General features: G+C 54.9%; 21 protein-coding genes, 4 tRNA genes and 1 pseudogene. 19 read left to right on the top strand and 7 right to left on the bottom strand.

Features of this window, described 5'->3' with window-relative positions; all coding sequences use genetic code 11:
* From ACZ3HG_RS17645 to ACZ3HG_RS17655, 3 genes are all read left to right on the top strand, one after another.
* A tRNA-Gly gene (locus ACZ3HG_RS17645) sits at window positions 1–76 on the top strand.
* A 28-nt stretch (window positions 77–104) separates the two neighbouring features.
* A tRNA-Gly gene (locus ACZ3HG_RS17650) sits at window positions 105–180 on the top strand.
* A 28-nt stretch (window positions 181–208) separates the two neighbouring features.
* Window positions 209–284: transfer RNA gene (locus ACZ3HG_RS17655), tRNA-Gly, on the top strand.
* Between the two features lie 67 nt (window positions 285–351).
* Here ACZ3HG_RS17655 and cynR read toward each other — a convergent pair.
* The gene (gene cynR, locus ACZ3HG_RS17660; protein ID WP_465333623.1) at window positions 352–1,248 is read right to left on the bottom strand and encodes a transcriptional regulator CynR; all 897 of its coding nucleotides are present in this window, start codon (window positions 1,246–1,248) and stop codon (window positions 352–354) included.
* A 117-nt stretch (window positions 1,249–1,365) separates the two neighbouring features.
* Between cynR and ACZ3HG_RS17665 the strand changes: the two genes are divergently transcribed.
* Complete coding sequence (locus tag ACZ3HG_RS17665) at window positions 1,366–1,830, top strand: nucleoside deaminase (protein WP_465333625.1); 465 nt, start codon at window positions 1,366–1,368, stop codon at window positions 1,828–1,830.
* A 64-nt stretch (window positions 1,831–1,894) separates the two neighbouring features.
* Here the strand turns inward: ACZ3HG_RS17665 and ACZ3HG_RS17670 are convergent, their stop codons facing one another.
* The 3 genes and pseudogenes from ACZ3HG_RS17670 to ACZ3HG_RS17680 form a co-directional block, all read right to left on the bottom strand.
* Window positions 1,895–2,458, bottom strand: a complete 564-nt coding sequence (locus ACZ3HG_RS17670; RefSeq protein WP_465333627.1) for a tetratricopeptide repeat protein — start codon at window positions 2,456–2,458, stop codon at window positions 1,895–1,897.
* Between the two features lie 61 nt (window positions 2,459–2,519).
* Entirely contained in the window at window positions 2,520–4,967 is a 2,448-nt protein-coding gene (locus ACZ3HG_RS17675) for a YadA-like family protein (protein ID WP_465333754.1), read from the bottom strand.
* Window positions 4,968–5,096, bottom strand: a pseudogene (locus tag ACZ3HG_RS17680) (ESPR domain-containing protein); the annotation flags it as partial.
* Between the two features lie 593 nt (window positions 5,097–5,689).
* On the opposite strand from ACZ3HG_RS17680, the gene ACZ3HG_RS17685 reads away from it, so the two are divergent.
* Window positions 5,690–5,765: transfer RNA gene (locus tag ACZ3HG_RS17685), tRNA-Gly, on the top strand.
* Window positions 5,766–6,079: 314 nt separating this feature from the next.
* On the opposite strand, the gene queG is transcribed toward ACZ3HG_RS17685, so the two are convergent.
* On the bottom strand, window positions 6,080–7,219 hold the full coding sequence (gene queG / locus ACZ3HG_RS17690) for a tRNA epoxyqueuosine(34) reductase QueG (RefSeq protein ID WP_465333629.1): 1,140 nt from the start codon (window positions 7,217–7,219) through the stop codon (window positions 6,080–6,082).
* Between queG and nnr the strand changes: the two genes are divergently transcribed.
* The 14 genes from nnr to rlmB all read left to right on the top strand — a co-directional run bounded on the left by nnr (window position 7,218) and on the right by rlmB (window position 23,769).
* Entirely contained in the window at window positions 7,218–8,741 is a 1,524-nt protein-coding gene (nnr, locus tag ACZ3HG_RS17695; protein ID WP_465333631.1) for a bifunctional ADP-dependent NAD(P)H-hydrate dehydratase/NAD(P)H-hydrate epimerase, read from the top strand. The genes queG and nnr overlap by 2 nt on opposite strands.
* On the top strand, window positions 8,738–9,214 hold the full coding sequence (tsaE, locus tag ACZ3HG_RS17700) for a tRNA (adenosine(37)-N6)-threonylcarbamoyltransferase complex ATPase subunit type 1 TsaE (RefSeq protein WP_465333633.1): 477 nt from the start codon (window positions 8,738–8,740) through the stop codon (window positions 9,212–9,214). Before nnr ends, tsaE begins: the two co-directional genes overlap by 4 nt.
* Complete coding sequence (gene amiB / locus ACZ3HG_RS17705; protein WP_465333635.1) at window positions 9,211–10,878, top strand: N-acetylmuramoyl-L-alanine amidase AmiB; 1,668 nt, start codon at window positions 9,211–9,213, stop codon at window positions 10,876–10,878. Before tsaE ends, amiB begins: the two co-directional genes overlap by 4 nt.
* Window positions 10,879–10,970: 92 nt before the next feature.
* A complete protein-coding gene (gene mutL, locus ACZ3HG_RS17710) occupies window positions 10,971–12,839 on the top strand; it encodes a DNA mismatch repair endonuclease MutL (protein WP_465333637.1) in 1,869 nt (622 codons plus the stop codon).
* The gene (miaA, locus tag ACZ3HG_RS17715) at window positions 12,832–13,782 is read left to right on the top strand and encodes a tRNA (adenosine(37)-N6)-dimethylallyltransferase MiaA (RefSeq protein ID WP_191934339.1); all 951 of its coding nucleotides are present in this window, start codon (window positions 12,832–12,834) and stop codon (window positions 13,780–13,782) included. Before mutL ends, miaA begins: the two co-directional genes overlap by 8 nt.
* Window positions 13,783–13,884: 102 nt before the next feature.
* On the top strand, window positions 13,885–14,196 hold the full coding sequence (hfq, locus tag ACZ3HG_RS17720) for an RNA chaperone Hfq (protein WP_191934338.1): 312 nt from the start codon (window positions 13,885–13,887) through the stop codon (window positions 14,194–14,196).
* Between the two features lie 229 nt (window positions 14,197–14,425).
* Complete coding sequence (gene hflX / locus ACZ3HG_RS17725; RefSeq protein ID WP_191934337.1) at window positions 14,426–15,709, top strand: ribosome rescue GTPase HflX; 1,284 nt, start codon at window positions 14,426–14,428, stop codon at window positions 15,707–15,709.
* 54 nt (window positions 15,710–15,763) lie between these two features.
* Window positions 15,764–17,026, top strand: a complete 1,263-nt coding sequence (hflK, locus tag ACZ3HG_RS17730) for an FtsH protease activity modulator HflK (RefSeq protein ID WP_191934336.1) — start codon at window positions 15,764–15,766, stop codon at window positions 17,024–17,026.
* A 3-nt stretch (window positions 17,027–17,029) separates the two neighbouring features.
* Window positions 17,030–18,034: a protease modulator HflC gene (hflC, locus tag ACZ3HG_RS17735; RefSeq protein ID WP_062745665.1), complete on the top strand. Its 1,005-nt coding sequence runs from the start codon at window positions 17,030–17,032 to the stop codon at window positions 18,032–18,034.
* 84 nt (window positions 18,035–18,118) lie between these two features.
* Window positions 18,119–18,319 (top strand): DUF2065 domain-containing protein, encoded by a 201-nt coding sequence (locus ACZ3HG_RS17740; protein ID WP_062745790.1) that lies wholly within the window; start codon window positions 18,119–18,121, stop codon window positions 18,317–18,319.
* Window positions 18,320–18,453: 134 nt separating this feature from the next.
* Entirely contained in the window at window positions 18,454–19,752 is a 1,299-nt protein-coding gene (locus ACZ3HG_RS17745) for an adenylosuccinate synthase (RefSeq protein WP_191934335.1), read from the top strand.
* A 186-nt stretch (window positions 19,753–19,938) separates the two neighbouring features.
* The gene (gene nsrR / locus ACZ3HG_RS17750; RefSeq protein ID WP_191927710.1) at window positions 19,939–20,382 is read left to right on the top strand and encodes a nitric oxide-sensing transcriptional repressor NsrR; all 444 of its coding nucleotides are present in this window, start codon (window positions 19,939–19,941) and stop codon (window positions 20,380–20,382) included.
* Between the two features lie 16 nt (window positions 20,383–20,398).
* Entirely contained in the window at window positions 20,399–22,846 is a 2,448-nt protein-coding gene (rnr, locus tag ACZ3HG_RS17755; protein ID WP_191936076.1) for a ribonuclease R, read from the top strand.
* 185 nt (window positions 22,847–23,031) lie between these two features.
* Window positions 23,032–23,769 carry a 23S rRNA (guanosine(2251)-2'-O)-methyltransferase RlmB gene (gene rlmB / locus ACZ3HG_RS17760; protein ID WP_062745656.1) on the top strand — a complete coding sequence of 246 codons (738 nt, stop codon included), beginning with the start codon at window positions 23,032–23,034 and terminating at the stop codon, window positions 23,767–23,769.
* Between the two features lie 109 nt (window positions 23,770–23,878).
* Here the strand turns inward: rlmB and bsmA are convergent, their stop codons facing one another.
* A complete protein-coding gene (bsmA, locus tag ACZ3HG_RS17765) occupies window positions 23,879–24,199 on the bottom strand; it encodes a biofilm peroxide resistance protein BsmA (RefSeq protein WP_191934333.1) in 321 nt (106 codons plus the stop codon).
* A 42-nt stretch (window positions 24,200–24,241) separates the two neighbouring features.
* Complete coding sequence (locus tag ACZ3HG_RS17770) at window positions 24,242–26,179, bottom strand: methyl-accepting chemotaxis protein (protein WP_465333642.1); 1,938 nt, start codon at window positions 26,177–26,179, stop codon at window positions 24,242–24,244.
* Between the last annotated feature and the right edge of the window lie 104 nt (window positions 26,180–26,283).

The following is a 26,283-nucleotide window of genomic DNA, read 5'->3' on the forward strand; positions in this document are numbered from 1 at the left end:
GCGGGAATAGCTCAGTTGGTAGAGCACGACCTTGCCAAGGTCGGGGTCGCGAGTTCGAGTCTCGTTTCCCGCTCCAATTTTTTACGTAGTAAAGCACCACCCAAGCGGGAATAGCTCAGTTGGTAGAGCACGACCTTGCCAAGGTCGGGGTCGCGAGTTCGAGTCTCGTTTCCCGCTCCAATTTTTTACGTAGTAAAGCACCACCCAAGCGGGAATAGCTCAGTTGGTAGAGCACGACCTTGCCAAGGTCGGGGTCGCGAGTTCGAGTCTCGTTTCCCGCTCCAAAATTTTGTTCGCAGAGAAATCACTATTTCTGTGGACCAGTAAAAAAAGAGCCGAAAGGCTCTTTTTTTATGCCTGCAATTGCGCAAAGTAGTGCCCCTGTTCCTGCGCAAGATCGACAAAGGCTCTTGCCGCAGCAGTCTGGTATCCCCCCTTTCTCTGTAAAAGCACTGCCGTCCTTTCCAGCAGCGGGGGCGTGAGTTCCACGGCCACCAGGTCAGGATGCGCAAAGGTCGTCATTGCCGGCAGCAGGCTGGCAAGCCCGGTTCGCCGGACGATCTCAATCACCGCGCTCAGTGAATTTGCTTCCATCAATACCTGCGGATTCAGGCTATTTTTCCGGCAGCAGCGATCAATCTGTTCCCGGGTGGAAAATTCAGCGGTGAGCAGCACCAGCTCCTCCTTATCCAGCGCCGCAAGCGCCATACGCCGATGCAGGGCCCCGGGATGATGGCTGGCGACGACCAGTGCCAGCGTTTCGGTAAACAGCGCCTGAGCAGTGATACCGGTCAGCCCCGGCACGTCAAACCCTATGCCGACATCTAACCGGTCATCCAGCAGGCTTTGCTCCATGGGTTCCTGAGGCATCTCTCGTATTTCCAGCGTTATGGCGGGGTAGCGCTGGTGAAAGGCCTGGATTAGCGGTCCCATCAGATAGTGGGTGAAGGTGGGGTTAATGGCCACACGTAACGCCCCTCGTTGTAAATTTTCCACGTCATGCAGCGCACGCTGCCCCTCAGCCAGGTCGCGCAGAGCCCGCTTTGCATAATGGCTGTATGTTTCTCCGGCATCAGTCAGGCGCATATTCCGGCCGCTGCGATCGAATAGTGGGCTGCCCAGCGTCTCCTCCAGCTGTTTAATTTGCTGAGAGAGCGCCGGCTGAGAGACATGCAGGGCCGTGGCGGCGCGGGTAAAGCTACGATGCTCGGCAACCGCCAAAAAATAGTGGATATGACGTAACAGCATGGGCTTCCCTATAAGAACAGCTTATGGCATCAATTATAAATGGGTCTTTTACATTATAGCTTACAGACCATAGCCTTATCTGTGTTAACCCTACTCTGAGCAGACATGGAGATGATAATGGATTTTGTACAGCGTACTATCGATCTGGCGATGAAAAACGTGGAAGAGGGCGGAAGGCCGTTTGCGACGGTGATCGTGCGTGACGGTGAGATTATTGCAGAGAGTCCGAATCTGGTAGCACAAACCAGCGATCCTACCGCACACGCTGAAATTCTGGCTATCCGCCAGGCTTGTACGCGGCTCGGCACGGAAAATCTTAGTGACTGCGATATTTATATTCTCGCCAGTCCGTGCCCGATGTGCCTTGGCTCACTCTACTATTGCAGTCCGAAGCAGGTGATTTACCTCACAACGCGTGAAGACTATGCACCCTTTTATCAGGATAACCGCAAGTACTTTGAACTGAATACCTTCTATGCAGAGTACAGCAAGCCGATAGAACAACGTCGCCTGCCGATGATCCAGCAGAAAAGCAGCAATGCGATCAAAGTTTATCAGCGCTGGCAGCAGCTGAACCCTTAACGCTGGCGAGGCTGGCCGTTCACCGGCAGCAATAATGCACCTGAGGGGCATTATTGCTGCGTCGCTATTGCTGCGTCGCAGGATTAGCATGAGCAAGCTGTCGCAGCAGAAGACAGCTTTTGCCGTAACCTGCCGTGCAGGAATCCTGTAATAAAGAGAGGCCATAGCGCTCATTTTTCTCCAGAACGTCGCCCGTCAGATACATTTTTCCCAGACTGTAAAAAGCAACGGGGGAACCTTTTTGTGCGGCATCGGCATAGAGTGAAAGTGCTTTTTTCAGGTCCTTATTCCCACCCTCACCGTATTGATACATTGATGCAAGGTTGACCTGGGCTTCCAGGCTGCCATTGCTATAGGCGTTGTTAAACCAGAAGCGTGATGCCACATCATCTTTGGGAACCTGACGTCCCAGGTAGTAGATTGTCCCCAGTGTAAACTGCGACTCAATATTACCGGCAATAGCAGATTTTTTAAGTGATTCGATAACATCTTCGTGCTGATTATTAACTTCAGGGGGGTCATAACGTTTAAAAAGGCTGTTGTTATTATCCGATAAGTAGAGCGCACACAGTGTGGAAATGATTGAGCTAACGATAATAATAATCAGGCCGTTGAGAATAGTCTTCATTGAAATACTCACCTTATTATGGCCAGCGGGAATTCCCCCGGTGGCCATTATTCAATCGGCCTTACCAGCCCCAGGCAAAACCTGCGGCAACGCCAGCGCCATTTTGAGTATCCCAGGAAGAGTTCACTTTCATGGCCGTATGTTCACTGGTTTTGAACGTCACCCCGGCGGCTAACGCTCCCTGATCCCGGTAGCCTGACATCGACATACCGAAAGAGAAATCGTCGGAATACACATGGGGAATGGCCGTCATCGCCATCGCCCCTGCAATCCCGGCATCAGCCCGTTTTTTATTCTTGTTAACTTCTTTCGCCAGGCTTCTGAATGAGTGATTCATGCCTGAGAAGGCGTTTTCAAGGTTGGTGATTTTTGATGAGTTATTGGCAATATCTGTCTTATTTTTATTAATATCTGTACGGTTAATTTCAATGTTTGCCGTGTTCTGCTCAACGTGAGTATTCGTCTCAAAAAGCTGAGAACCGTTAACCGCATCTTTCGAGTTCTTAGACAGCTCACCCTCTTTGATATTAGCGACGTTACGCCCGCCGACATCCAGGGTTGTTGTGCCTTTTCCCCCATCGTTGAAGACGATTTTATCGCCATCAATCTGCGTGACGCCTGCCTTACCACTGCTGATGTCACTGCTTAATTTACTGATATCGGTAGTGTTTTTAAAAACCTGTTGATTGGTTTCAAACAGTTGAGAGCCATTAACCGCCTCGGTAGAGGTGGCACTCAGCTCACCTGCGCCAATTCCGTTAATGGTGCGGCCGTCTAAATTGAGCGAGGATGCCCCTTTTCCTGCCTCACTGACGACAAGGGACTGCCCGTCACCACTCATTTCCAGCATACCGCCAGCCCCACCACCGCCGCTGTTACCGGCCAGTTTGGCAATATCATCGGAGTTTTTTTCAACGCGCTCATTGGTTGCATGCAGCTGACTGCCGTTAACGGCTTCGGTTGAGTCTGCACTGAGTGTGGCTGCTTTCACTCCGCTGATCGTGCGGTTTCCGACATTAAAGACCATCGCGCTGGCGGCCGCGCTGCTGAAAATCAGATTTTCCCCGTCCAGCTGCACCAGTCCGGCCTTACCGGTGTTCAGATTGGCAATATCACCGGTGTTTTGCTTTACTTCCTGCTCAGTTTTAAACAGCTGGCTGCCGTTGACGGCCTCCGTTGAGCCTTCTGCGATATTGCCATCAGTGACACCAGACAACGTGCGGTTGACCTCAAACTTATCCGCCTCTTTTGCCGCATCGCTAAAGACCAGGCTCTTGCCGCCGTCAGCTAACTGCACCAGACCGGCTTTGCCAGTCGAAATATTAGAGATATTTTGCGTCAGGTCGGTAATATTGCTGGTGTTTTTTTCGACATTCGCATTCGTTTCAAACAGCTGCGCACCGTTGATGGCGTCGGTGGAGCTTTCACTGAGTTCGCCCTTTTGCAGGCCAGTGATTTTGCGGTCGCCAAGGTCAAAGATCTTCGCCTCTTGAGCAATGTCGCTAATGAAGACTCTTCCATCATTGCTCAACTGAACCAGGCCGGCCTGTCCCTGATTCAGTGCATCAATATCGCTGGTGTTGATGGTGATATTTTTTTCGTTAGCACTGATTTTATCATCAAAACCTGCAACGCTATCTCTGACTACAGCCAGCTGGCTGCCGTTGACGGCATCGGTGGAACCTGTATTGACTTCGCCCTCCTGCAGGCCAGTGATTTTTCGAGCACCGAGGTCAAACGTGGTTGTCCCGGCTGCGGCTCCACCAACGAGTAGCGTTTTTTTATTTTTGCTTAATTGTATCAGGCCATCGCTGCCATCAATAAGGCTGTTAACGCCTGCGGAGTTTTTGCTAATACGTGTTTCGAACGCAGTAATCTGCTCATTCGTTTTATTCAGCTGACGGCCGTTGACCGCTTCTTTAGACGCAGCAGAAATCTCTCCGTCAGCCAGGTTAACCAGTTTTCGCTCCTGCCCTTTAGAACCAATGGAGACGGTATTTTCCTCGGTTGCTGTAGAGTTTGCGCCTATGGCAACGGCGTTTTTAACCCCACTAACGGACGCTGCATTTCCTATAGCGACCGAGTTCTCGGCACCGATAAGACTGGCATTGGAGCCCAATACCACCCCGTTGTTACTGGCCGTTATACTGGCCTTATTACCCAGTGCAACGGCATAGTCCGAGGCATCGTCTATAGAGGCCTTAGGGCCAATGGCGGTGCCGTAGAGCGACCGTGCTTCAGCGGTATCCCCCATGGCCACGCTGGCCCAGAATCCTTTAGACTGTGCACCGATAGCAATACCGTAGTCATTGCTGTACTCATCATTCTGGCCATTTTTATTGTCTGTCGCGTGGGCGTCGCCTTTTCCACCGCCTGCGATGCTGATCAACCCATTTGCTGTCTGATATTCCGGGTTAATACTGTTTGCTGGTGGTTCTGCGTTAGCCGCATAGGCCGACCCGGACATGGCCATCAGTAACGAGGAGACCAGCAGCGAAGAGCTTAACATCGTGGAGCTTCCCTGGCTTGCCGGTGTTAATTTTTTTCGTCCGCTTTTTACGGTACTTTTTGCCAGCTCAGAAGACACCACGAAACACTGGGCGCTTTTATTCCAAATTACTTTGAATATCTTATTCATATCGATAATAGTCCGTTAATTTAAGTAATTTCCTAACGAGAGGAGGTTTGACTTTTTTTATTGATTTAAAAGGGCCTTGTTTTTTCCTGGTAATACAGTCATTCAGTGTGGGATTTAACAGAATAATGGTAGCGATGTAAACGGCTTTATGTCAATCAGGGCGTGTGATTATCGATATTGTTATTCATTGATGTTAACTAATAGGTTAATTTTATTATTGTCTATAGGTTTTTAATGATTTTATTATTTTGTTTTCAGTATTTTTAGTAAAATAATCGTTTTATTACCAATGGTTTTTTTTCGGTATTAGTATTAATGAGGTTGATACTGATTTGCACATTTTAATACGCCAGTTCCATATTGATTTACTGGCGCGTTAGCACGTGGTGGGGATAAGGAGCGTCTCGTGTCAGGCGAGTGTGGTAACTCAGTGCGGGTTTTTTTTAGCCGGTTGAATTTTTTTTGCCGCAAGGCTTGCCAGCACCCGTAAACAGGTCCATAATAGCGACCTCTCCTGTGAAACAGAGAGATAAAAAGCAGTTTAATCAATAAGTTACATGCTTTTTAGTGTATTAAAGCAGCATCACTCCTCAGCGGGAATAGCTCAGTTGGTAGAGCACGACCTTGCCAAGGTCGGGGTCGCGAGTTCGAGTCTCGTTTCCCGCTCCAGATAAAAATATTTCTCAATTGCCTTCAGATTTATCCACAGCGCCTGACGCCGTGAGACAGCCTGCATTCTGCCATCATAAAAATCTTTTAAACAGACTTATCCACAGGTTATGTTATTGATCTTCGCGCGCGAAGAAACAGCTGCTTATTCCATATCTTTCGTAACTCGCTGTTTTTAAATCAATTATTAATATTTCAAATTGTTATCTGGATCGCTTGCTGTTTCTGTGACGATTGAATGACAACGATTTTTTATTTTTATTCACAGCATGTGGAAAACATTTCGCAGGGGAAAATCTCACTTGGTTGTGCATTTAAGCATCACGTGGTAATCCCTTCTCGATCGTACGCACCAGGCGTTTCTGCTGGCTGCTCTGTACTTCAATGGTATGTTCATCGCGTCGTGCCAGCTGGCAGGCAATCGCCCAGTCAATATGTTCATCCAGCATGGCATGCTCACCGCGACGCGCTTCCAGTGCTTTCAGATGGCTTTCATCCCAGGGGGCATTGCCGAGCGCTACCGCTATATTGCGCAGCCAGCGCAAATGGCCAATACGCCGGATGGCTGATCCTTCCGTAATCCGTAAAAATTTAGCCTCATCCCAGGCGAAAAGCTCCGTCAGCGGTGGGGCGTGCAGGACGGCGCGCGGGCTGAAATCATCTTCATCCGTGAGCTGCCCGTAACGGTTCCACGGGCAAATCAGCTGGCAGTCATCGCAGCCGTAAATGCGGTTACCGATCAAGGGACGAAACGCTTCGGGAATCGCACCTTCTAACTCGATGGTGAGATAAGAGATACAGCGGCGGGCATCGACGGTGTAAGGCTCTACGATGGCCCCTGTCGGGCAGGTAGTGATGCAGGCAACGCAGCGTCCACAGTTCTCTTCGACCGGACTGTCGACCGGCAGCGGTAGATCAATCAGCAGTTCGCCGAGAAAAAACCAGGATCCGGCTTCGCGATTAAGGATCAGCGAATGCTTACCCGTCCAGCCCAGACCCGCCTTCGCGGCCAGCGGACGTTCCAGCAGCGGTGCTGAATCGACAAAGGGGCGGAACTGGGCGTCGCTACAGTGTTCGCGGATCATATCGCCGAGCTTTTTCAGGCGATTGCGTAATACTTTGTGATAATCGCGGCCGAGAGCGTAACGGCTGACATAGCCCAGCCGGGGATTTTTTAGCGTGCTGGCGAAGGCGGCTTTTGCTGGCAGATAATTCATCCGCACGCTGATGACGCGCAGCGTACCGGGCAGCAGTTCATGGGGGCGGGCGCGCATCATCCCGTGGCGCGCCATCCAGTCCATTTCACCGTGGTATTGTTTGTCCAGCCAGGCCTGAAGACGGGGCTCTTCCAGGGTTAAGTCGGTATCACAGATACCGACCTGCTGAAAGCCGAGCGCCAGCCCCCACTGTTTAATATCCCGGGCGAGCTGATGATAATCGAGAGGATGTGACATGAATAACCTGAACCAGCAAAAAGACCGTATCAGTTTACCCTATTCTGTCTGGCCTGTGGAGGCGGTCGCCGGGCTGGAGCGTGAGGGGGCAGACAGTCTGGGTATCACCCTGTTTGAACTGATGCAGCGCGCGGGGGAAGCGGCGTTCAGTTTACTACGGCAGCACTGGCCGCAGGCGCACCACTGGCTGGTCCTGTGCGGGCACGGCAACAATGGTGGTGACGGCTTTGTCGTGGCGCGTCTGGCACAGGCTGCCGGGCTGAAGGTAACGCTGATTGCAGTGGAAGGGAATAAAACCCCGCCAGAGGAAGCCCGTGAGGCGCGTGAAAACTGGCTGGCGGCCGGTGGCGTGATCCACGATGCGCGCCTTTCCTGGCCTGATTCTGTTGACGTGATTGTTGATGCACTGCTCGGCACCGGGCTTAAACGCGCGCCTGAAGCGCCTTATGATGCGCTGATTGAGCGGATGAATGACCATCCAGCCCCGGTGTTTGCGCTGGATGTGCCCTCAGGGTTAGTGGCTGCTAACGGTACTGTTCCCGGAATGGCTGTTAATGCGTGTCAGACGCTGGCATTTATCGCTCTGAAACCGGGGTTACTGACCGGTAAAGCGCGTGACCATGTCGGACAGCTGCATTATCACAGCCTGAATCTTGATCCGTGGTTGCGAGGTCAGGTCGCGCCGATTGCCCGCTACGATGCCAGCCATCTCGCCACCTGGCTGCCGCCAAGACGGCCGACCTCACACAAAGGCGATCACGGCCGCCTGCTGGTGATTGGCGGCGATCATGGAACTGCCGGGGCGATTCGTATGACAGCAGAAGCCGCATTACGCAGCGGATCAGGATTGGTGCGAGTACTTACTCACATTGAAAATACAGGCCCCTTACTGACGGCACGTCCGGAGTTGATGGTGCATGAGATGACCGAGAAAACGCTGGATGCCGGGCTGGAATGGGCCGACGCGATCGTTATCGGCCCCGGCCTGGGCCAGGGGGCCTGGGGTAAGAACGCCTTGAAAAAGGTAGAAAACTCTCAGAAAACGATGCTTTGGGACGCCGATGCGCTTAACCTGCTGGCAATCAGCCCCGATAAACGTCAAAATCGAATTATTACGCCGCACCCCGGTGAAGCCGCAAGGCTGCTGAACTGTAAAGTCAGTGAGATTGAGAGTGACCGCTTACTGGCTGTACGCCGTCTGGCAACGCGTTATGGTGGCATTGTCGTGCTCAAAGGTGCCGGGACGTTAATTTCCCGCGAACAGGGCGAACTGGCGATTGCTGATGTTGGTAACGCCGGTATGGCCAGCGGGGGAATGGGAGATGTGTTATCTGGTATTATCGGCAGTCTGGCAGGGCAAAAGCTCTCACTGTACGATGCTGCCTGCGCAGGATGCGTAGTGCACGGAGCGGCGGCTGACGCAGTGGCACAGCAGCGCGGTACGCGCGGTATGTTAGCCAGCGACCTGCTCCTGATGCTGTATCCGTTTGTCAATCCTGAGATCTCGAATACAAAAGAATGATGACCTGTGTAATTGCACTGCCCGATGAGGCAGCAACCCTCGATTTGGGTGCCCGCCTGGCCCGCGCCTGTGATGGCGCGGCGATACTCTATCTTTATGGCGACCTCGGTGCAGGTAAAACCACCTTTAGCCGTGGCTTCTTACAGGCGCTTGGCCATCAGGGAAATGTAAAAAGTCCCACTTATACGCTGGTTGAGCCTTATGTCCTGCCAAATCGCCGGGTGTATCACTTTGACCTTTACCGCCTTTCTGACCCGGAAGAACTGGAATTTATGGGGATCCGTGATTATTTCGGCCCGGACAGCCTGTGCCTGGTCGAGTGGCCTCAGCAGGGGGCTGGCGTCCTGCCGGAGCCGGATGTTGAGCTGCATCTCTCTTATCAGGGACACGCGCGAGAAGCGCGACTTTGCGCCTGCTCGCCTCGCGGTGAAACGATGTTACAACGCCTGACCGCTGAACAGGATGGAGCATGATGCTGCGATTGAAAGCCTGGTGCCTGCTGGCCCTGTTCTGCTGCACCTTCAGTGCAGCGGCAGCCAACTTATCCGATATTAAAGTCTCTAACGGCAGTAATGAAGCCCAGGTCACGCTGAGCTTTGCCGGGCAACCGGTTTACGCGTTCTTTCCGTTACATAACCCGGACCGCGTGGTACTGGATATTCGCCAGAGCGGTATCGTGCAGGGGCTGCCGCTGACCTTCAGCGGTGAGAACATAGTGAAGCGCATCCGGTCCAGTACCGCCAAAGACAGTCAGAGTATCCGGCTGGTGTTTGAGCTGACTCAGCGGGGTAAGACCCGGGCGGTCACGCAGCGTAACGGCAGTAGCTACAATGTGGTGTTCACCATTTCCGGCACGCAGCCAGCCCAGGCAAGCCGACAGGCCGCGGTGAGCACTGTGTCTCCTTCCCGTCCGGTCAGCCCTCCACCCAAAAGTCCGTTTGATGCCAATCCGGTGACTTCGGTCAGCAGCGGCAACGAGGTGGCGCGTCCACGCAGTGCCCGCAGCAGTAATGATACCGTGATTGTGGCGATCGATGCCGGTCACGGCGGACAGGATCCGGGTGCGATTGGCGGTGGCGGTCTGAAAGAGAAAAACGTCACCATTGCCATAGCGCGGAAGCTGAAAGCGCTGCTGAACGCCGACCCGATGTTTAAAGGTGTAATGACCCGTGATGGCGACTATTTTATCTCCGTCATGGGTCGCTCCGATGTGGCACGCAAGCAGAACGCTAATCTTTTGGTGTCCATTCACGCGGATGCTGCCCCTAACCGCAGTGCTTCCGGGGCTTCGGTGTGGGTGCTGTCGAACCGCCGTGCTAACAGTGAAATGGCGGGCTGGCTGGAGCAGCATGAGAAGCAGTCAGAACTGTTAGGCGGTGCGGGCGATTTGCTGGCCAACAGCCAGGCGGATCCCTATCTGAGTCAGGCGGTGCTGGATCTGCAGTTCGGGCATTCGCAGCGCGTGGGCTATGATGTTGCCGTCAAAGTGATTGCGCAGCTACAGCGCGTCGGTGCGCTGCACAAGCGCCGGCCGGAACATGCCAGCCTGGGCGTACTCCGCTCGCCGGATATTCCTTCTCTGCTGGTGGAAACCGGCTTTATCAGTAACCCTTCGGAGGAGCGGCTGCTGGGCAGCAGTGCTTACCAGCAGAAGATTGCCGAGTCGATTTATAAAGGCCTGCGCAACTACTTCCTGGCGCACCCGCTACAATCCATCCCAAAGGAGGAAAACCGACCGTTGCAGGCCGCAACGGCGGTTGAAGTCCAGGCTAACCCGGCTCCTGCCAGCACAGAATATACCGGTGCGGTTCAGCGCCATGTGGTGAAACGCGGAGAGACACTTTCCGGTATCGCCGAAAGCTATGGTGTCAGTATGTCGACACTGCGCGCCATGAACACGTTAAAAAAAGATGTGGTGTGGGTAGGGCAGCGACTGAAGGTTCCTGCCGGGAGTAAAACGGCTTCTGCGGCGGCGGTGAGCAGCCGCAAGCCCGCCAGGCATAAAGTCGTACGCGGTGATTCGCTGACGGCGATTGCCGTGAAATACGGTGTCAGTCCGCAGGCTATCCAGCAGGCGAATAAGATGAAGTCGCAGAATGTGATGCTGGGGCAGACGTTAAAAATCCCGGCGTCATAACTATGGACGGATAATATCGGGGCGATCATTTTTTGCAGTCGCCCCGATAAATACCCGGTCGCGCCGTGCCAAACTGTTCCAGAGGATAGATCATGCCCATTCAGGTATTACCGCCACAGCTTGCTAACCAGATTGCCGCAGGAGAAGTGGTTGAGCGCCCGGCATCGGTGGTAAAAGAGCTGGTGGAGAATAGTCTGGATGCGGGGGCTACGCGCATTGACATCGATATTGAGAAAGGCGGCGCAAAGCTGATCCGCATTCGAGATAACGGCTCTGGTATCAATAAAGACGAACTGGCGATGGCACTGGCCCGCCATGCGACCAGTAAGATTGCCTCGCTGGATGACCTGGAGGCGATTATCAGCCTCGGGTTTCGTGGTGAGGCGCTGGCCAGCATCAGTTCCGTATCGCGTTTGATCCTGACGTCCCGCACTGAAGCACAAAGTGAAGCCTGGCAGGCCTATGCGGAAGGGCGCGACCAGGCGGTCACCGTCAAACCGGCGGCACACCCGGTTGGTACCACGCTGGAAGTGCTGGATCTTTTCTACAATACCCCGGCGCGGCGCAAGTTTATGCGCACCGAAAAAACCGAATTTACCCATATTGATGAAGTCATCCGCCGCATCGCGCTGGCACGATTTGACGTGGCTATCTCTCTCAGTCATAACGGCAAGCTGGTGCGTCAGTATCGTGGCGTCAGTGACAACACCCAGCGTGAGCGGCGCGTGGCGGCCATCTGCGGCACGGCCTTTATGGCTCATGCTCTGAACATTGAGTGGCAGCACGGTGATTTGAGCCTGCGCGGCTGGGTGGCTGACCCGGTGGGGTCGAAAGCGCTTAGCGATTTGCAGTACTGCTACGTTAACGGCCGCATGATGCGTGACCGGTTAATTAACCACGCTATCCGTCAGGCGTATCAGGATAAGCTGGGTGATCAGCATCAGCCCGCGTATGTGCTGTATCTGGATATTGATCCCTACCAGGTCGATGTCAATGTTCACCCGGCAAAACATGAGGTGCGCTTCCATCAGTCACGGCTGGTACATGATTTTATTTATCAGGGCGTGATCAGCGTTTTACAGGAGACCGGAGCGGAAGTGCTGCCGGATGTGCCATCTGCGCCTGCTGAACGCTGGCAGCCGGAGAACCGTCAGGCGGCGGGGGGCAATCACTTCTCTGAACCGGCCCCTGCTGCTGCGCCGCGATCTGCTTCCACCGACCAGGGGCAACGCGGTGGTGCTGGAAACAGCTGGCCGCGGCAGGAACCGCAGTATCAGAAACGCGAGGGCACGGTCTATCAACAGCTGTTGACTACCCCGCCCGCGCCATCTGCACCGGCTGTTCGTGATGATCCGCGCCCGGAAAGGCGGGTAAAAGATGAAAAGCCTGCCCCGCTGTCCGGGCACGTGCACAGTTTTGGTCGCGTGCTGACCGTCGTACACGAGCAGTATGCGCTGGTTGACGGCAGTTCGGGTGTGGCATTGATCGCACTGGCGGTGGCAGAACGCTGGTTGAAGCAGATGCAGCTGGAACCCGGTAGTGAAGGGTTGAAGCCCCAGCCATTGCTCATTCCGGTCCGGCTTAAACTGGAAAAAGCAGAGCGTGAAGCGGGTCAGCGGCAGTCGGACCTGCTAACGCTGATGGGGATTGACCTGCTGTTTGACGCCCATCATGTGATGTTACGCGCCGTGCCTTTACCATTACGCCAACAAAATTTACAAAACTTGATTCCAGAAATGTTAGGGTATCTGGCCCGGCAGCAGGATGTTTCAGCAAGCCAGACGGCGCAGTGGTTAGCGCGTCAGTCAGTTTCTGAATATCAGCACTGGAATCACTCGCAGGCGATTACCTTGCTGGCAGAAGTCGAACGACTTTGCCCGCAGTTAGTGAAATCGCCACCTTCTGGATTACTGCAATACATCGATATTGAAACGGCGATGAACGCCCTGAAGCATGAGTGAACAATCCACGGCTGGCCTGCCTAAGGCAATATTTTTGATGGGGCCGACGGCCTCCGGTAAAACCGCCCTGGCAATTGCCCTGCGCCAGGCGTTACCGGTAGAGCTGATCAGTGTTGATTCGGCGCTGATCTATCGCGGAATGGATATTGGTACTGCCAAACCTACCGCGGAAGAAAGGCGTCTTGCGCCCCATCGTTTGCTGGACATTCGCGATCCTGCTGAGGCCTATTCGGCCGCGGAGTTTCGGCGCGATGCACTGGCTGAAATGGCGGAAATTACCCGACAGGGTAAAATTCCGTTGCTTGTTGGTGGCACCATGCTTTATTACAAGGCATTACTGGAAGGATTATCGCCGTTGCCCTCGGCGGATCCAGAGGTACGTCAGCGTATAGAGCAGATGGCGCGTGAAGAGGGCTGGGAAGCGCTTCACCGTCAGTTATGTGATGTTGATCCCGTTGCTGGACGTCGTATTCATCCGAATGATCCCCAGAGACTCTCGCGAGCACTGGAAGTTTTTTTCATTTCGGGTAAAACTTTAACGGAACTGACTAAAACCTCGGGCGACCCACTGCCGTACGATGTTGCACAGTTCGCCATCGCACCCGCGAATCGCGAATTAATTCATCAGCGTATTGAGCAGCGGTTTCATCAGATGTTAACGTCAGGGTTTGAAGCGGAGGCTCGGGCGCTCTTTGCACGAGGTGATTTGCATACGGATATGCCTTCCATTCGTTGTGTTGGTTATCGCCAGATGTGGTCATTTTTATCCGGTGAAATTGATTACGATGACATGGTTTATCGGGGAATTTGCGCAACCCGGCAGTTGGCTAAACGCCAGATAACATGGTTACGTGGCTGGAAAGATGTTCACTGGCTTGACAGTGAACAGCCTGATGCGGCCTATGCCCGCGTGTTACAGGTTCTTAGTGCGAAGCCTGGGTGATTGTGTACAATTGGTGCGTTATCTTGCGCAAATTTTTTACGTCATATTTCGAACCGTATGGTTCTTAAGTTACAAACAACAAGCATATAAGGAAAAGATAGAATGGCTAAGGGGCAATCATTGCAAGATCCGTTCTTGAACGCACTGCGTCGCGAACGTGTTCCGGTTTCGATTTATTTGGTAAACGGCATCAAACTTCAGGGCCAGATCGAGTCGTTTGATCAATTTGTTATTCTTTTAAAGAACACGGTTAGCCAGATGGTGTATAAGCACGCGATCTCTACCGTTGTTCCGTCCCGTCCGGTCTCCCACCACAGCAACAATGCGGGTGGCGGAAGCAGCAACTATCATCATAGCGGCAGTAACCAGGGGGCGTCTTCTCAGCCTCAGCAAGACAGTGATGACGCAGAATAAGTAGCGTGACTGTCCCTCCTGGACGGGGGTCTTTTGTTACCGGTTCCCCGTCCTGGCAATGTTTTTATGGCAACGAATTTATCGCCTGGCTTCCTTATTGCGCTTAAGTCATTAAGAGAATCCATGCAAAAAACGCCGTTTAGTGAGCTGAACGCGCATTTTGAATCTGGTTTTGACGCAGTATGGCCAACGCGCAGCAGGTTTAACAAAGTATTGAGAGGTCTAAAGTTTGTTTGACCGTTATGATGCCGGTGAGCAGGCCGTACTGGTGCACATCTATTTCTCGCAAGACAGAGATACTGAAGACTTACAGGAGTTTGAAACCCTGGTGTCTTCTGCTGGCGTAGAAGCGCTGCGTGTTGTTACTGGCAGCCGCAAATCGCCACACCCCAAATATTTTGTCGGTGAAGGAAAAGCTGTTGAAATAGCCGAAGCGGTAAAAGAGAGCGGTGCCAGCGTGGTACTGTTCGATCATGCCCTCAGTCCGGCGCAGGAGCGCAATCTTGAAGCGCTCTGCGAGTGCCGGGTCATTGACCGCACCGGACTGATTCTGGATATCTTCGCCCAACGCGCCCGTACCCATGAAGGTAAACTGCAGGTTGAGCTGGCCCAGCTCCGCCACCTTGCCACGCGCCTCGTTCGCGGCTGGACGCACCTTGAGCGCCAGAAAGGCGGGATCGGCCTGCGCGGCCCGGGTGAAACCCAGCTGGAGACGGACCGTCGTCTTCTGCGTAACCGTATCACGCTGATCCTCTCGCGCCTGGAGCGCGTGTCGAAACAGCGTGAACAGGGCAGGCAGGCGCGTAACAAGGCCGATGTGCCTACCGTGTCGCTGGTGGGGTATACCAACGCCGGCAAGTCTACGCTGTTTAACCGCCTTACCACTTCTGAGGTCTATGTGGCTGACCAGCTGTTCGCCACTCTTGACCCGACGTTACGTCGTGTCGACGTGGTGGATGTGGGGGAGGTGGTACTGGCCGATACCGTCGGTTTTATCCGCCACCTGCCTCATGACCTGGTGGCGGCGTTTAAAGCGACGCTGCAGGAAACCCGCGAGGCCGCACTGCTGCTGCATGTGATTGATGCTGCCGATGCGCGCATCGAGGACAACATCAATGCTGTCAATGTCGTGCTGGAAGAAATTGAGTCCGATGATATTCCCAGCCTGCTGGTGATGAATAAAATCGATATGCTGGACGATTTCGTTCCGCGTATCGATCGTGATGAAGAGAATCTGCCCATCCGCGTCTGGCTTTCAGCGCAGACCGGTGAGGGGATTCCGCTGCTGTTTCAGGCGCTGACCGAGCGTCTGGCTGGTGAAATTGCTCAGTACGATCTGCGTTTGCCAGCAGCAGCCGGGCGGCTACGCAGCCGCTTTTACCAATTGCAGGCGATAGAGAAAGAGTGGAATGAAGACGATGGCAGCGTAGGGTTACAGGTGCGTATGCCGATCGTTGACTGGCGACGCCTGTGCAAGCAGGAACCTTCGCTGGTCGATTACATAGTTGCCTGACACGTGTATCCCGGCCTGGGATACCACCGCACACACAATTAATGGAGTATAAACATGGCGTGGAATCAGCCCGGGAATAACGGACAGGACCGCGACCCGTGGGGAAGCAGCAATAATCAAGGCGGCAACTCTGGGGGAAATAAAGGAGGGCGCGATAAAGGGCCTCCTGATTTAGATGATATCTTCCGTAAACTGAGCAATAAGCTCGGCGGACTGGGCGGTGGTAAAAAAAGCGGCGGTGACGGGTCAGGTAGCGGCAACGGCGGCGCGCAGCGTAAGCCGGGCAATGCCGGGCGTCTGGTAGGTATCGTGGCCGTGGCTGCGGTCGTGATCTGGGCGGCCAGCGGCTTCTACACCATCAAAGAGGCCGAACGCGGCGTGGTAACACGCTTCGGTAAATTCAGCCATCTGGTTGAACCGGGTCTGAACTGGAAGCCGACTTTCGTTGATCAGGTTCGCGCGGTGAACGTGGAGGCCGTTCGTGAGCTGTCTGCTTCAGGCACCATGCTGACCTCGGATGAGAACGTTGTGCGTGTTGAAATGAACGTGCAGTACCGCGTGACAAACCCAGAGCGCTATCTGTTTGCGGTGACCAGTGCTGATGACAGCCTGCGTCAGGCAACCGACAGCGCGCTGCGTGGCGTTATTGGCCGTTCGACCATGGATCGTATCCTGACCGAAGGCCGTACCGTCGTGCGTAGCGAAACGCAGCGTGAGCTGGAAGAAACCATTCGTCCGTACGACATGGGCATCACCCTGCTTGACGTCAACTTCCAGACGGCACGCCCACCGGAAGATGTGAAAGCCTCCTTCGATGATGCGATCGCCGCGCGTGAAAACCGTGAGCAGGCAGTGCGTGAAGCTGAAGCCTATGCCAATGACAAACTGCCACGTGCCCGTGGTGATGCGCAGGGCATTCTGGAAAAAGCGCGTGCCTACAAGTCCCGCGTGACCCTGGAAGCACAGGGTGAAGTGGATAGCTTTGCGCGTATCCTGCCGGAATACAAAGCAGCACCGCAGATCACCCGTGAGCGTCTGTATATCGAAACCATGGAGCGCGTGCTGGGTCATACCCGCAAGGTGCTGGTTAACGATAAAGGCAGCAACCTGATGGTACTGCCACTGGACCAGCTGATGCGTGGCCAGGGGGCTTCTGCCAACAGCCAGGATGCCAGCGGTGGGCTGCTGCGTCTGCCACCGGCATCAGGCAGTAACGAACGCGCCAGCGGCAGTTCGTCGTTCAGTCCGGACGACATTATGGATCAGCGCCGGGTGAATGCTCAGCGTAACGATACCCAGCGCGAAGGGAGAGAATAAGCGATGCGTAAGCCATTAATCGTAGTATTGATTGTTGTGCTGGTGGTGCTGTACGCGTCACTGTTTGTTGTGCAGGAAGGCCAGCGTGGCATTGTGATGCGCTTTGGCAAGGTTCTGCGTGATTCAGATAATAAACCGCTGGTCTATGCGCCAGGTCTGCACTTTAAGATCCCGTTCCTGGAGTCGGTAAAGTCACTTGATGCGCGTATCCAGACCATGGACAACCAGGCCGACCGCTTCGTCACCAAAGAGAAGAAAGACCTGATCGTTGATTCCTATATCAAATGGCGTGTAAGCGACTTCAGCCGTTACTACCTTGCCACTGGCGGGGGGGATATTTCTCAGGCGGAAGTGCTGCTGAAACGTAAGTTCAGTGACCGTCTGCGTTCTGAGATTGGCCGCCTGGATGTGAAAGATATCGTGACAGACTCGCGTGGTCGTCTGACCACAGACGTCCGCGATGCCCTGAACACCGGTAGTGCAGGCCAGGATGATGAAGTTGCTACGCCAGCTGCCGATGATGCCATTGCCTCTGTTGCCAAGCGCGTAGAGAGCGAGACCAACAGTAATGAACCGCCTATCAACCCGAACAGTATGGCGGCGCTGGGTATCCAGGTAGTGGATGTGCGTATTAAGCAGATTAACCTGCCAACAGAAGTGTCTGACGCTATCTATGCACGTATGCGTGCAGAGCGTGAATCCGTTGCCCGTAGCCAGCGTGCTCAGGGTGCGGAAGAAGCAGCAAAAGTCAGAGCTCAGGCCGATTATGAAGTGGAACGTACCCTGGCAGAAGCGCGCCGTCAGGCGCTGATTACTCAGGGTGAAGGTGATGCGGAAGTGGCAAAACTGTTTGCGAATGCCTTCAGCCAGGATCCCGACTTCTATGCCTTTATCCGTAGCCTGCGTGCTTATGAAAACAGCTTCAAGAGCAATCAGGATGTCATGGTGTTAAGTCCGGACAGCGACTTCTTCCGCTTTATGAAGAGTCCGTCAACCACGACGCGCTAACCCGTTGTAAAAAGATCGAAAGGGCCGGATTGCTTCCGGCCCTTTTTTTATGTTTCTGTTAAAACCAGACAGTGAGTGAAAGAGATGAATGGAACGGTGTGGATGGCGTTGGGCTTAGTGCTGGTATTCGAAGGGCTAGGCCCGATGCTCTATCCGAAGCTCTGGCGGCGGATGATTCTTTCGATGGCGCAGATGCCGGATGGCCTGCTGCGCCGGGTAGGGGGTGGGCTGGTCGTTGCCGGTGCGGTGATCTACTACATGCTTAATCGTGGTGGCGCGGGTTGAATCAAAAATACCCGGCAAACCGGGGTGTACATCTCCCTCGCTGGCAAAAAAGTACGCAATCGTATGCTAAAACTGCTGAAAGAGGGAAATGACGATGGTAGAATCCTTTTTTAAGCAATCGGTGATTTTGAAAAATGGGTAAGAACGTCGTCGTACTGGGCACCCAATGGGGTGACGAAGGTAAAGGTAAGATAGTTGACCTCCTGACTGAACGTGCTAAATACGTAGTGCGCTACCAGGGAGGCCATAACGCTGGCCATACGCTAGTCATCAACGGTGAGAAAACCGTCCTCCACTTAATTCCCTCTGGCATCCTGCGTGAGAACGTGACCAGCATCATCGGCAACGGTGTTGTGCTGTCTCCTGCTGCGCTGATGAAAGAGATGAAGGGTCTGGAAGATCGCGGCTTCCCGGTACGCGAGCGTCTGTTCATTTCCGAAGCCTGCCCGCTGATCCTTGAGTATCATGTCGCGCTGGACGTGGCACGTGAAAAAGCGCGCGGCGCAAAAGCCATCGGCACCACCGGTCGTGGTATCGGGCCGGCTTATGAAGATAAAGTAGCCCGTCGTGGCCTGCGTGTGGGCGATCTGTTCAACAAAGAAACCTTCGCGGCGAAGCTGAAAGAAGTGATGGAATTCCATAACTTCCAGCTGGTGAATTATTACAAAGTTGACGCAGTAGACTACGACAAAGTGCTGGCGGATACTCTGGCGATTGCCGACATCCTCACCGGGATGGTGGTTGACGTTTCCGAACTGCTGGACGGCGCGCGCAAGCGTGGCGACCTGATTATGTTCGAAGGCGCACAGGGCACACTGCTGGATATCGACCACGGTACTTATCCGTATGTCACCTCGTCCAACACCACCGCCGGTGGCGTAGCAACGGGGTCAGGCATTGGTCCCCGTTATGTTGACTACGTGCTGGGGATCGTCAAAGCGTACTCCACTCGTGTGGGTGCAGGTCCGTTCCCGACCGAACTGTTTGATGAAACCGGTGAATTCCTGTGCAAGCAGGGGAACGAGTTCGGAGCCACCACGGGTCGTCGTCGTCGTACCGGCTGGCTGGATGCGGTTGCCGTGCGCCGTGCCGTTCAGATTAACTCCCTTTCCGGCTTCTGCATGACCAAACTGGACGTGCTGGATGGCCTGAAAGAGGTGAAAATCTGCGTTGCTTACCGCATGCCAGACGGCCGCGAAGTGACCACTACCCCGCTGGCAGCAGAAGGCTGGGAAGGTATTGAACCGATTTATGAAACCATGCCAGGCTGGTCTGAGACCACGTTTGGTGTGAAAACGCTGGACGGTCTGCCGCAGGCAGCGCTTGACTATATCAAGCGCGTTGAAGACGTAACCGGTGTGCCGATTGATATTATTTCTACCGGCCCGGACCGTAGTGAAACCATGATTCTGCGCGACCCGTTTGACGCATAATGTCGTTTCAGGCCGGGCGTTGCCCGGCCAGCTCTTAGTCAGTACCGGTTTCCTGCCGTTCCCTTCTGCCGTTCTCACCTTAAATAAAATGGCCCGGCTAGCCCCGGCTGGTTTATTATCATTGTTAACCATACAAATTCTTGAGCGGATCACAACTTCACCTGCGGTTGTATCTTTGAGGTTATCGTGCAGCTAACCAGTTTTACCGATTACGGCTTACGCGCGCTGATCTATCTCGCTTCGCTACCGGCAGGCCAGATGACCAGTATCAGTGAAGTGACAGACACTTATGGTGTGTCACGTAATCATATGGTCAAAATTATCAATCACCTTAGTCGTGCCGGGTACATTGCTGCCGTACGAGGTAAAAATGGTGGCATCCGTCTGGGGCAACCCGCCGGAGACATTGTGATTGGTCAGGTGGTTCGCGCGCTGGAACCGCTGCAGTTGGTGAACTGCCACAGTGACTTTTGTCACATCACCTCAGCCTGCCGCCTGAAGAAAGCGCTGCATGATGCTCTGCAGAGTTTTCTGCATGAGCTTGACCAATACACCCTGGCCGACCTGGTTGAAGACAACAATCCGCTCTACCAAATTTTGCTGAGTGAACGACCTTCACTGAGCAGCTGACAACGGAGGAACCTCGATGTCACACGATCCCTTTCAGGAACGAGAAGCTGAAAAGTACGAAAACCCTATTCCCAGCCGCGAGTTCATTCTTGCCCACCTGGATAAACGTGAAAAACCGGCCAGCCGTGAAGAGCTGGCAGAAGAACTCTCCATCAGTGGAGAAGAGCAGACTGAAGCGCTGCGCCGCCGTCTGCGCGCCATGGAGCGTGACGGGCAGTTAGTGTTCACCCGCCGCCAGTGCTATGCGCTGCCGGAGCGTCTGGACCTGCTGAAAGGCAAAGTGATCGGCCATCGCGACGGCTTTGGCTTCCTGCGCATTGAAGGCAGCAAGGACGATCTCTATCTTTCTGCGGAACAGATGAAAATGTGCATGCACGGGGACATGATCCTCGCGCAGGCAATGGGTGCCGATCGTAAAGGCCGCCGTGAGGCACGCGTGGTACGCGTGGTTGAGCCACGTAATGCCCAGATCGTTGGCCGCTATTTCACCGACTCCGGCGTCGGCTTTGTGGTGCCGGATGACAGCCGTCTGAGCTTTGACATTCTTATCCCGGCTGACGAGCTGATGGGCGCGCGTATGGGCTATGTGGTGGTGGTGGAGCTGACTCAGCGTCCGACCCGCCGCAGCAAGGCCGTGGGTAAAGTCGTTGAAGTGCTGGGCGATAACATGGGGACCAGCATGGCCGTTGATATGGCGCTGCGTACGCATGATATTCCGCACGAGTGGCCAGAAGCGCTGGAAAAACAGATTGCCCATCTGAGCGAAGAAGTTCCGGAAGAGGCGAAACAGGGCCGCGTCGACCTGCGCGATCTGCCGCTGGTCACCATTGATGGCGAAGATGCCCGTGACTTCGATGACGCCGTGTTCTGTGAACGCAAACGCGGCGGCGGCTGGCGCCTGTGGGTAGCCATTGCTGACGTAAGCTATTACGTGCGCCCGGGCACGCCGCTGGATGATGAGGCGGTTAACCGTGGTACATCGGTTTACTTCCCGTCCCAGGTGATCCCGATGCTGCCGGAAGTGCTGTCTAACGGTCTGTGTTCCCTGAACCCGGAAGTGGACCGCCTGTGTATGGTGTGTGAGATGACCATCTCCTCGACCGGTAAACTGACAGGTTACAAGCACTACGAAGCGGTGATGAACTCCTTCGCGCGTCTGACTTACAACAAAGTGTGGAACATTCTGCAGGGGCATCAGGAACTGCGTCAGCAGTACGAGCCGCTGGTGAAGGATCTGGAAGAGCTGCACCGCATGTATCTGGCGCTGGAAAAAGCGCGTGAGCAGCGCGGTGGCATTTCGTTTGAAACGGATGAAGCGAAGTTTATCTTCAACGCCGATCGCCGCATTGAGCGCGTGGAGCAGGTTTCCCGTAACGATGCCCACAAGCTGATCGAAGAGTGCATGATCCTCGCGAACATCGCTTCAGCGCGCTACGTTGAGAAAAACAACGAGCCTGCGCTGTTCCGCGATCATGACCGTCCGGGTGATGAGAGCATTAAGAGCTTCCGCTCGGTGCTGAACGAGCTGGGCCTGACCCTTCCGGGTGGTGATAAGCCGCAGCCGGTGGATTATTCAGCACTGCTGAGTCAGATCGCGGGCCGTCAGGATCACGAAATGCTGCAAACCATGCTGCTGCGTTCCATGAAGCAGGCGGTTTACGACCCGGAAAACCGGGGCCACTTCGGCCTGGCGCTGGCGTCATACGCACACTTTACCTCGCCGATCCGTCGTTACCCTGACCTGTTACTGCATCGTGCAATTAAGTACCTGCTGGCGAAGGAGGCGGGGACGTTGCAGGGTAACACCACGCCAAACGGTGGTTACCATTATGAGATGCCGCAGATGCTGCAGCTGGGTCAGCACTGTTCCCTGACGGAACGCCGTGCGGACGAAGCCACACGAGATGTGGCCGACTGGCTGAAGTGTGACTTCATGCAGGATCAGGTTGGCGAAACCTTTACCGGCGTGATCTCCAGCGTCACCGGCTTTGGCTTCTTCGTGCGTCTGACCGATCTGTTTATCGACGGGCTGGTACACGTGTCGACGCTGGATAATGACTACTACCGCTTTGATGCCGTGGGTCAGCGCCTGATTGGTGAATCCGGTGGCCGCACCTATCGCCTTGGCGATACGGTGGAAGTACGCGTTGACGCAGTGCATATGGACGAGCGCAAGATAGACTTCGCGCTGATCTCAAGCAGCCGTAAGCCGCGTGGTGAAGGGAAAACCGAACGCGAACGCGAAAAGCGTGCAGCGCCGAAGAACAGCGGCAGCCGCCGTCGAGCTCCGCGCAAAGGCGCCAACTTTGAGCCGGACAGTGCTTTCCGCCCGGCGAAAGCCGCTGACGGCGCGGCGCCTGCTGCAGCGAAAGAGAAAAAACCCCGCAAACCGTCGGACAAGACCCGTAAAATCGGGGCTGCCACCCGCGCGAAGCGGGCGAAAAAAACCGACGCCGCACAATAACGGCAACAGCACATTGTCGATACGGGTCGACCCGAAAAAGGGTCGACTCCTGCGGTTCAGGGCAACCTGTTTCTCGTAGAGGCTGGCCTTCGGTCAGCCTGTAATATTCGTCATCATTAGCTTAGGGGCTGACCTTCTTTTCCGGTCAGCCCGCTTACTGAATATGAAAGTTGAGTAACTGAATCATGAGTGAAATTGTTTTTGGTATCCACGCCGTGCAGGCGCTGCTTGACAGCGATCCCCAGCGTTTCCAGGAAGTGTTTATCCTGAAAGGGCGTGACGATCGTCGTCTGCAAACGCTGGTTAAAGCGCTGGAAGCGCAGGGCATTGTCATTCAGGTGGCGAGCAAGCAGGTGCTGGATAGCAAATCAGAAGGTGCTGTGCATCAGGGCATTATCGCCCGGGTGAAACCGGGCCGTCAGTATCAGGAAGGCGACCTGCCGGACCTGCTGGCCAGCCTGGACAGTCCGTTCCTGCTGATTCTGGACGGCGTGACCGACCCGCACAATCTTGGTGCCTGCATGCGCAGCGCCGATGCCGCCGGGGTCCACGCGATTATCTTGCCTAAAGACCGTTCAGCCCAGCTGAATGCGACGGCCAAAAAAGTGGCCAGCGGGGCGGCCGAGCATATCCCGCTGATCCGCGTCACTAACCTGGCACGCACCATGCGCGTACTGCAGGAGGCTAACGTATGGATTGTCGGCACGGCTGGTGAAGCTGACCATACTCTGTACCAGAGCAAAATGACCGGCCCGATGGCGCTGGTGATGGGGGCTGAAGGGGAGGGGATGCGTCGCCTGACCCGTGAGCACTGTGATGAGCTGATCAGCATTCCGATGGCAGGAAGCGTTTCTTCGCTTAACGTCTCGGTGGCGACCGGTGTCTGTCTGTTTGAAGCGGTACGCCAGCGCAGCGCGAAGTAAATCTCCCGGGGCGTGACCTGCGCCCCGTCATTCCCCACCCCCACGATGTCTGGTGTTGCTGGCGTCGGATGCGGGCTTTATCCCCTCTGGAAATACAGATCAGCGAAGGCTACTGCGCGCCAGTGGCTGAAGCGCCGTAGAAGATCGCTGAGGCATACCACAGGCCCGGGGCGACAGTCTCACTGATCATCACAATTTGATAGTAGCGGGCCCCGGCAGCATTGGCTTTCGCTGCCAGTGCGCGCCCGGCATCGTCCGGGGAACCACGCACGGTAACGCTGGCGGTTCCCAGACGCGGCAGATTCGCGCTCTGTGCGCGGTTAATTTCCACCGCCTGAGAGGCGGGTGGTGGGGGAGGCTGTGGCGTGCTGTTCAGCACACCACAGCTGCTCAACAGCAGGACGGTCAGCAGGGCAATCAGTGGGCGCATGGTCATCACCTCAAAAAACGCTGATATCCAGTGTAAGCCAGTTTATGACTTGACGCTAAACACCTGTACCAGCTCGCTGAGGTGATGCCCTTTACGGCTCAGTTCCTGAGCGGTCTGCTCAGAATGCACGACCAGTTCACTGTTCTGATGCGTGGCCTGGCCAATTTGCGCCATGGCAAGGTTGACGTGGCTGATGCCGGTCGACTGCTCGTGTGATGCCACGTTAATTTCACTCATTAGCGCCTTAACCTGGTCTATGCGCCCGGTGATGTTATCCATTGCCTGGCGGGTCTGCTCTGAGAGATCGTGTCCTTGCACCACTTTCTGCAGCGAGTCGGCAATCAGGTGGTCGATCTCTTTCGCGGCGTGTGCACTGCGCTGCGCCAGCGCCCGCACTTCGGCGGCGACCACCGCAAAGCCTTTACCGTTTTCACCAGCACGTGCAGCTTCCACCGCGGCATTCAGAGCCAGAATATTGGTCTGGAAGGCGATGGATTCGATCACCTGGGTGATATCGGCAATCGCTTTTGAGGCGGTCCTGATATCGGACATGGTCAGCACCGACTGGCCCACGGTCGTTGCGCCGTGACTGACCGCGTCTGCCGCTTCACTCACCAGCCGCAGCGCCTGCGTGACGTTGCCAGCGTTCTGCTCTACCGTTGCCCCCAGTTGCTCCATACTGGCCGATGTCTCTTCCACGCTGCTGGCCTGACGGGTAATCTGCTCGCTGATATTACCGCTGCTGGTGACAATCGCCTCCGTGCCGCTGGCAATCTCATCGGCGGCGTGACGCACTTGGGCAACGACGCGCTCCAGCCCGTCGCCGATGCCGTTAATCGCCACAATCAGCTGGCCCACTTCATCCTGACGCCGTGTCTCCAGCGTTGCCAGCAGGTTGCCCGCCGCATACTGCCGCGCCAGGGTAATGACCTGCTGCAGGGGCTGACTCAGCCAGCGACGGGTGATCCAGACGAACATCACGGCGAAAACAGCGACCAGGGCCGCGCCAATCAGCAGGAACAGGTTGCGGGTTTGCTGTACCGGGGCCAGCAGGCTGGCTTTGTCGACGTCACCGACCACTACCCAGTTCCACTCCGGCAGGTACTGCCAGGCGAGGATTTTCTCCGTCCCTTTATCGTCAGTGACCTCCAGCTTGCCCTGTGGCTGCGTCAGCAGCTGCTGTAGCACCGCCTGGGGCAACCCGGGGAGCTTGCCCTCCAGATTGCGATGGAACAGGTAGTGGCCGTGCTGCTTGCCCGCTGTACGGTTCAGGACGTAGAAGTCCCCGCTGTCGCCCAGATGCTTCGCCAGCACTTTTTCCCGGATCACCGCATACTGTTTACTGATATCCACCCCAACAAACAGAATGGCAATGACCTGTCCTGTCTCATCACGCACCGGTTGATACTGGGTGATGTAACGTTTGCCAAACAGCAGCGCAACGCCGCGATAAATCTCACCTTTCTGTACCGGCTGCCAGGCGGGGCTGTGAGGGTCAAGCTGGGTGCCGATGGCCCGTTCGCCATCCTCTTTACGCAGCGAGGTGGAAACACGGACAAACTTATCGCCCTGGGTACGGACAAAAATCGTGGCAATGGCCCCGGTGCGATCTTTAAAATCATCGACCAGCACCTGGTCGAGGTTTAGCGTGCGCAGTCCGGCACGCAGCGTTGGCGTCTGCTGATCGCCCACGGTAATCTGCTGGGATGAATCCAGTGTGAAGCGCTTCGGCAGGAAGCTCTGGAAGAGAGCCGTGTAATTGCTGACTTCTTCACTGAGGGTGGTGTTAAACATGCTGGCCATATCGCCAATGCCGTTCACCTGGTTTTCCATATCTGCCTGCGTCAGTGTATGCACCTGTTTTGCTGCATTGTGGCTCAGTGTCAGAGTTAAAATGATAAACAGTACCGCGACGCTCGCCGAGGTCAGTACCGAAAGTTTTACGCCCAGACTCCATGTCTTGAGAGAGAGACGTTTCATTGTTGTGCCTTTAATCGTTAGGGTCTGGTACGGGTTAACGGCAGCACATCGGGAAAATTTACCCCATAAACTTAGGGGATAAATTGACCTTCACCCGCTTAACT

This window comes from Erwinia sp. PME.40.26/001 (assembly GCF_055556675.1).

Excerpts from the sequence above, each read along its gene's own strand:
- cynR (WP_465333623.1), bottom strand. The coding sequence starts at position 1,248 with ATGCTGTTACGTCATATCCACTATTTTTTGGCGGTTGCCGAGCATCGT.
- ACZ3HG_RS17665 (WP_465333625.1), top strand. The coding sequence starts at position 1,366 with ATGGATTTTGTACAGCGTACTATCGATCTGGCGATGAAAAACGTGGAA.
- ACZ3HG_RS17670 (WP_465333627.1), bottom strand. The coding sequence starts at position 2,458 with ATGAAGACTATTCTCAACGGCCTGATTATTATTATCGTTAGCTCAATC.
- ACZ3HG_RS17675 (WP_465333754.1), bottom strand. The coding sequence starts at position 4,967 with ATGTTAAGCTCTTCGCTGCTGGTCTCCTCGTTACTGATGGCCATGTCC.
- nnr (WP_465333631.1), top strand. The coding sequence starts at position 7,218 with ATGAATAACCTGAACCAGCAAAAAGACCGTATCAGTTTACCCTATTCT.
- queG (WP_465333629.1), bottom strand. The coding sequence starts at position 7,219 with ATGTCACATCCTCTCGATTATCATCAGCTCGCCCGGGATATTAAACAG.
- tsaE (WP_465333633.1), top strand. The coding sequence starts at position 8,738 with ATGATGACCTGTGTAATTGCACTGCCCGATGAGGCAGCAACCCTCGAT.
- amiB (WP_465333635.1), top strand. The coding sequence starts at position 9,211 with ATGATGCTGCGATTGAAAGCCTGGTGCCTGCTGGCCCTGTTCTGCTGC.
- mutL (WP_465333637.1), top strand. The coding sequence starts at position 10,971 with ATGCCCATTCAGGTATTACCGCCACAGCTTGCTAACCAGATTGCCGCA.
- miaA (WP_191934339.1), top strand. The coding sequence starts at position 12,832 with ATGAGTGAACAATCCACGGCTGGCCTGCCTAAGGCAATATTTTTGATG.
- hfq (WP_191934338.1), top strand. The coding sequence starts at position 13,885 with ATGGCTAAGGGGCAATCATTGCAAGATCCGTTCTTGAACGCACTGCGT.
- hflK (WP_191934336.1), top strand. The coding sequence starts at position 15,764 with ATGGCGTGGAATCAGCCCGGGAATAACGGACAGGACCGCGACCCGTGG.
- hflC (WP_062745665.1), top strand. The coding sequence starts at position 17,030 with ATGCGTAAGCCATTAATCGTAGTATTGATTGTTGTGCTGGTGGTGCTG.
- ACZ3HG_RS17740 (WP_062745790.1), top strand. The coding sequence starts at position 18,119 with ATGAATGGAACGGTGTGGATGGCGTTGGGCTTAGTGCTGGTATTCGAA.
- ACZ3HG_RS17745 (WP_191934335.1), top strand. The coding sequence starts at position 18,454 with ATGGGTAAGAACGTCGTCGTACTGGGCACCCAATGGGGTGACGAAGGT.
- rnr (WP_191936076.1), top strand. The coding sequence starts at position 20,399 with ATGTCACACGATCCCTTTCAGGAACGAGAAGCTGAAAAGTACGAAAAC.
- rlmB (WP_062745656.1), top strand. The coding sequence starts at position 23,032 with ATGAGTGAAATTGTTTTTGGTATCCACGCCGTGCAGGCGCTGCTTGAC.
- bsmA (WP_191934333.1), bottom strand. The coding sequence starts at position 24,199 with ATGCGCCCACTGATTGCCCTGCTGACCGTCCTGCTGTTGAGCAGCTGT.
- ACZ3HG_RS17770 (WP_465333642.1), bottom strand. The coding sequence starts at position 26,179 with ATGAAACGTCTCTCTCTCAAGACATGGAGTCTGGGCGTAAAACTTTCG.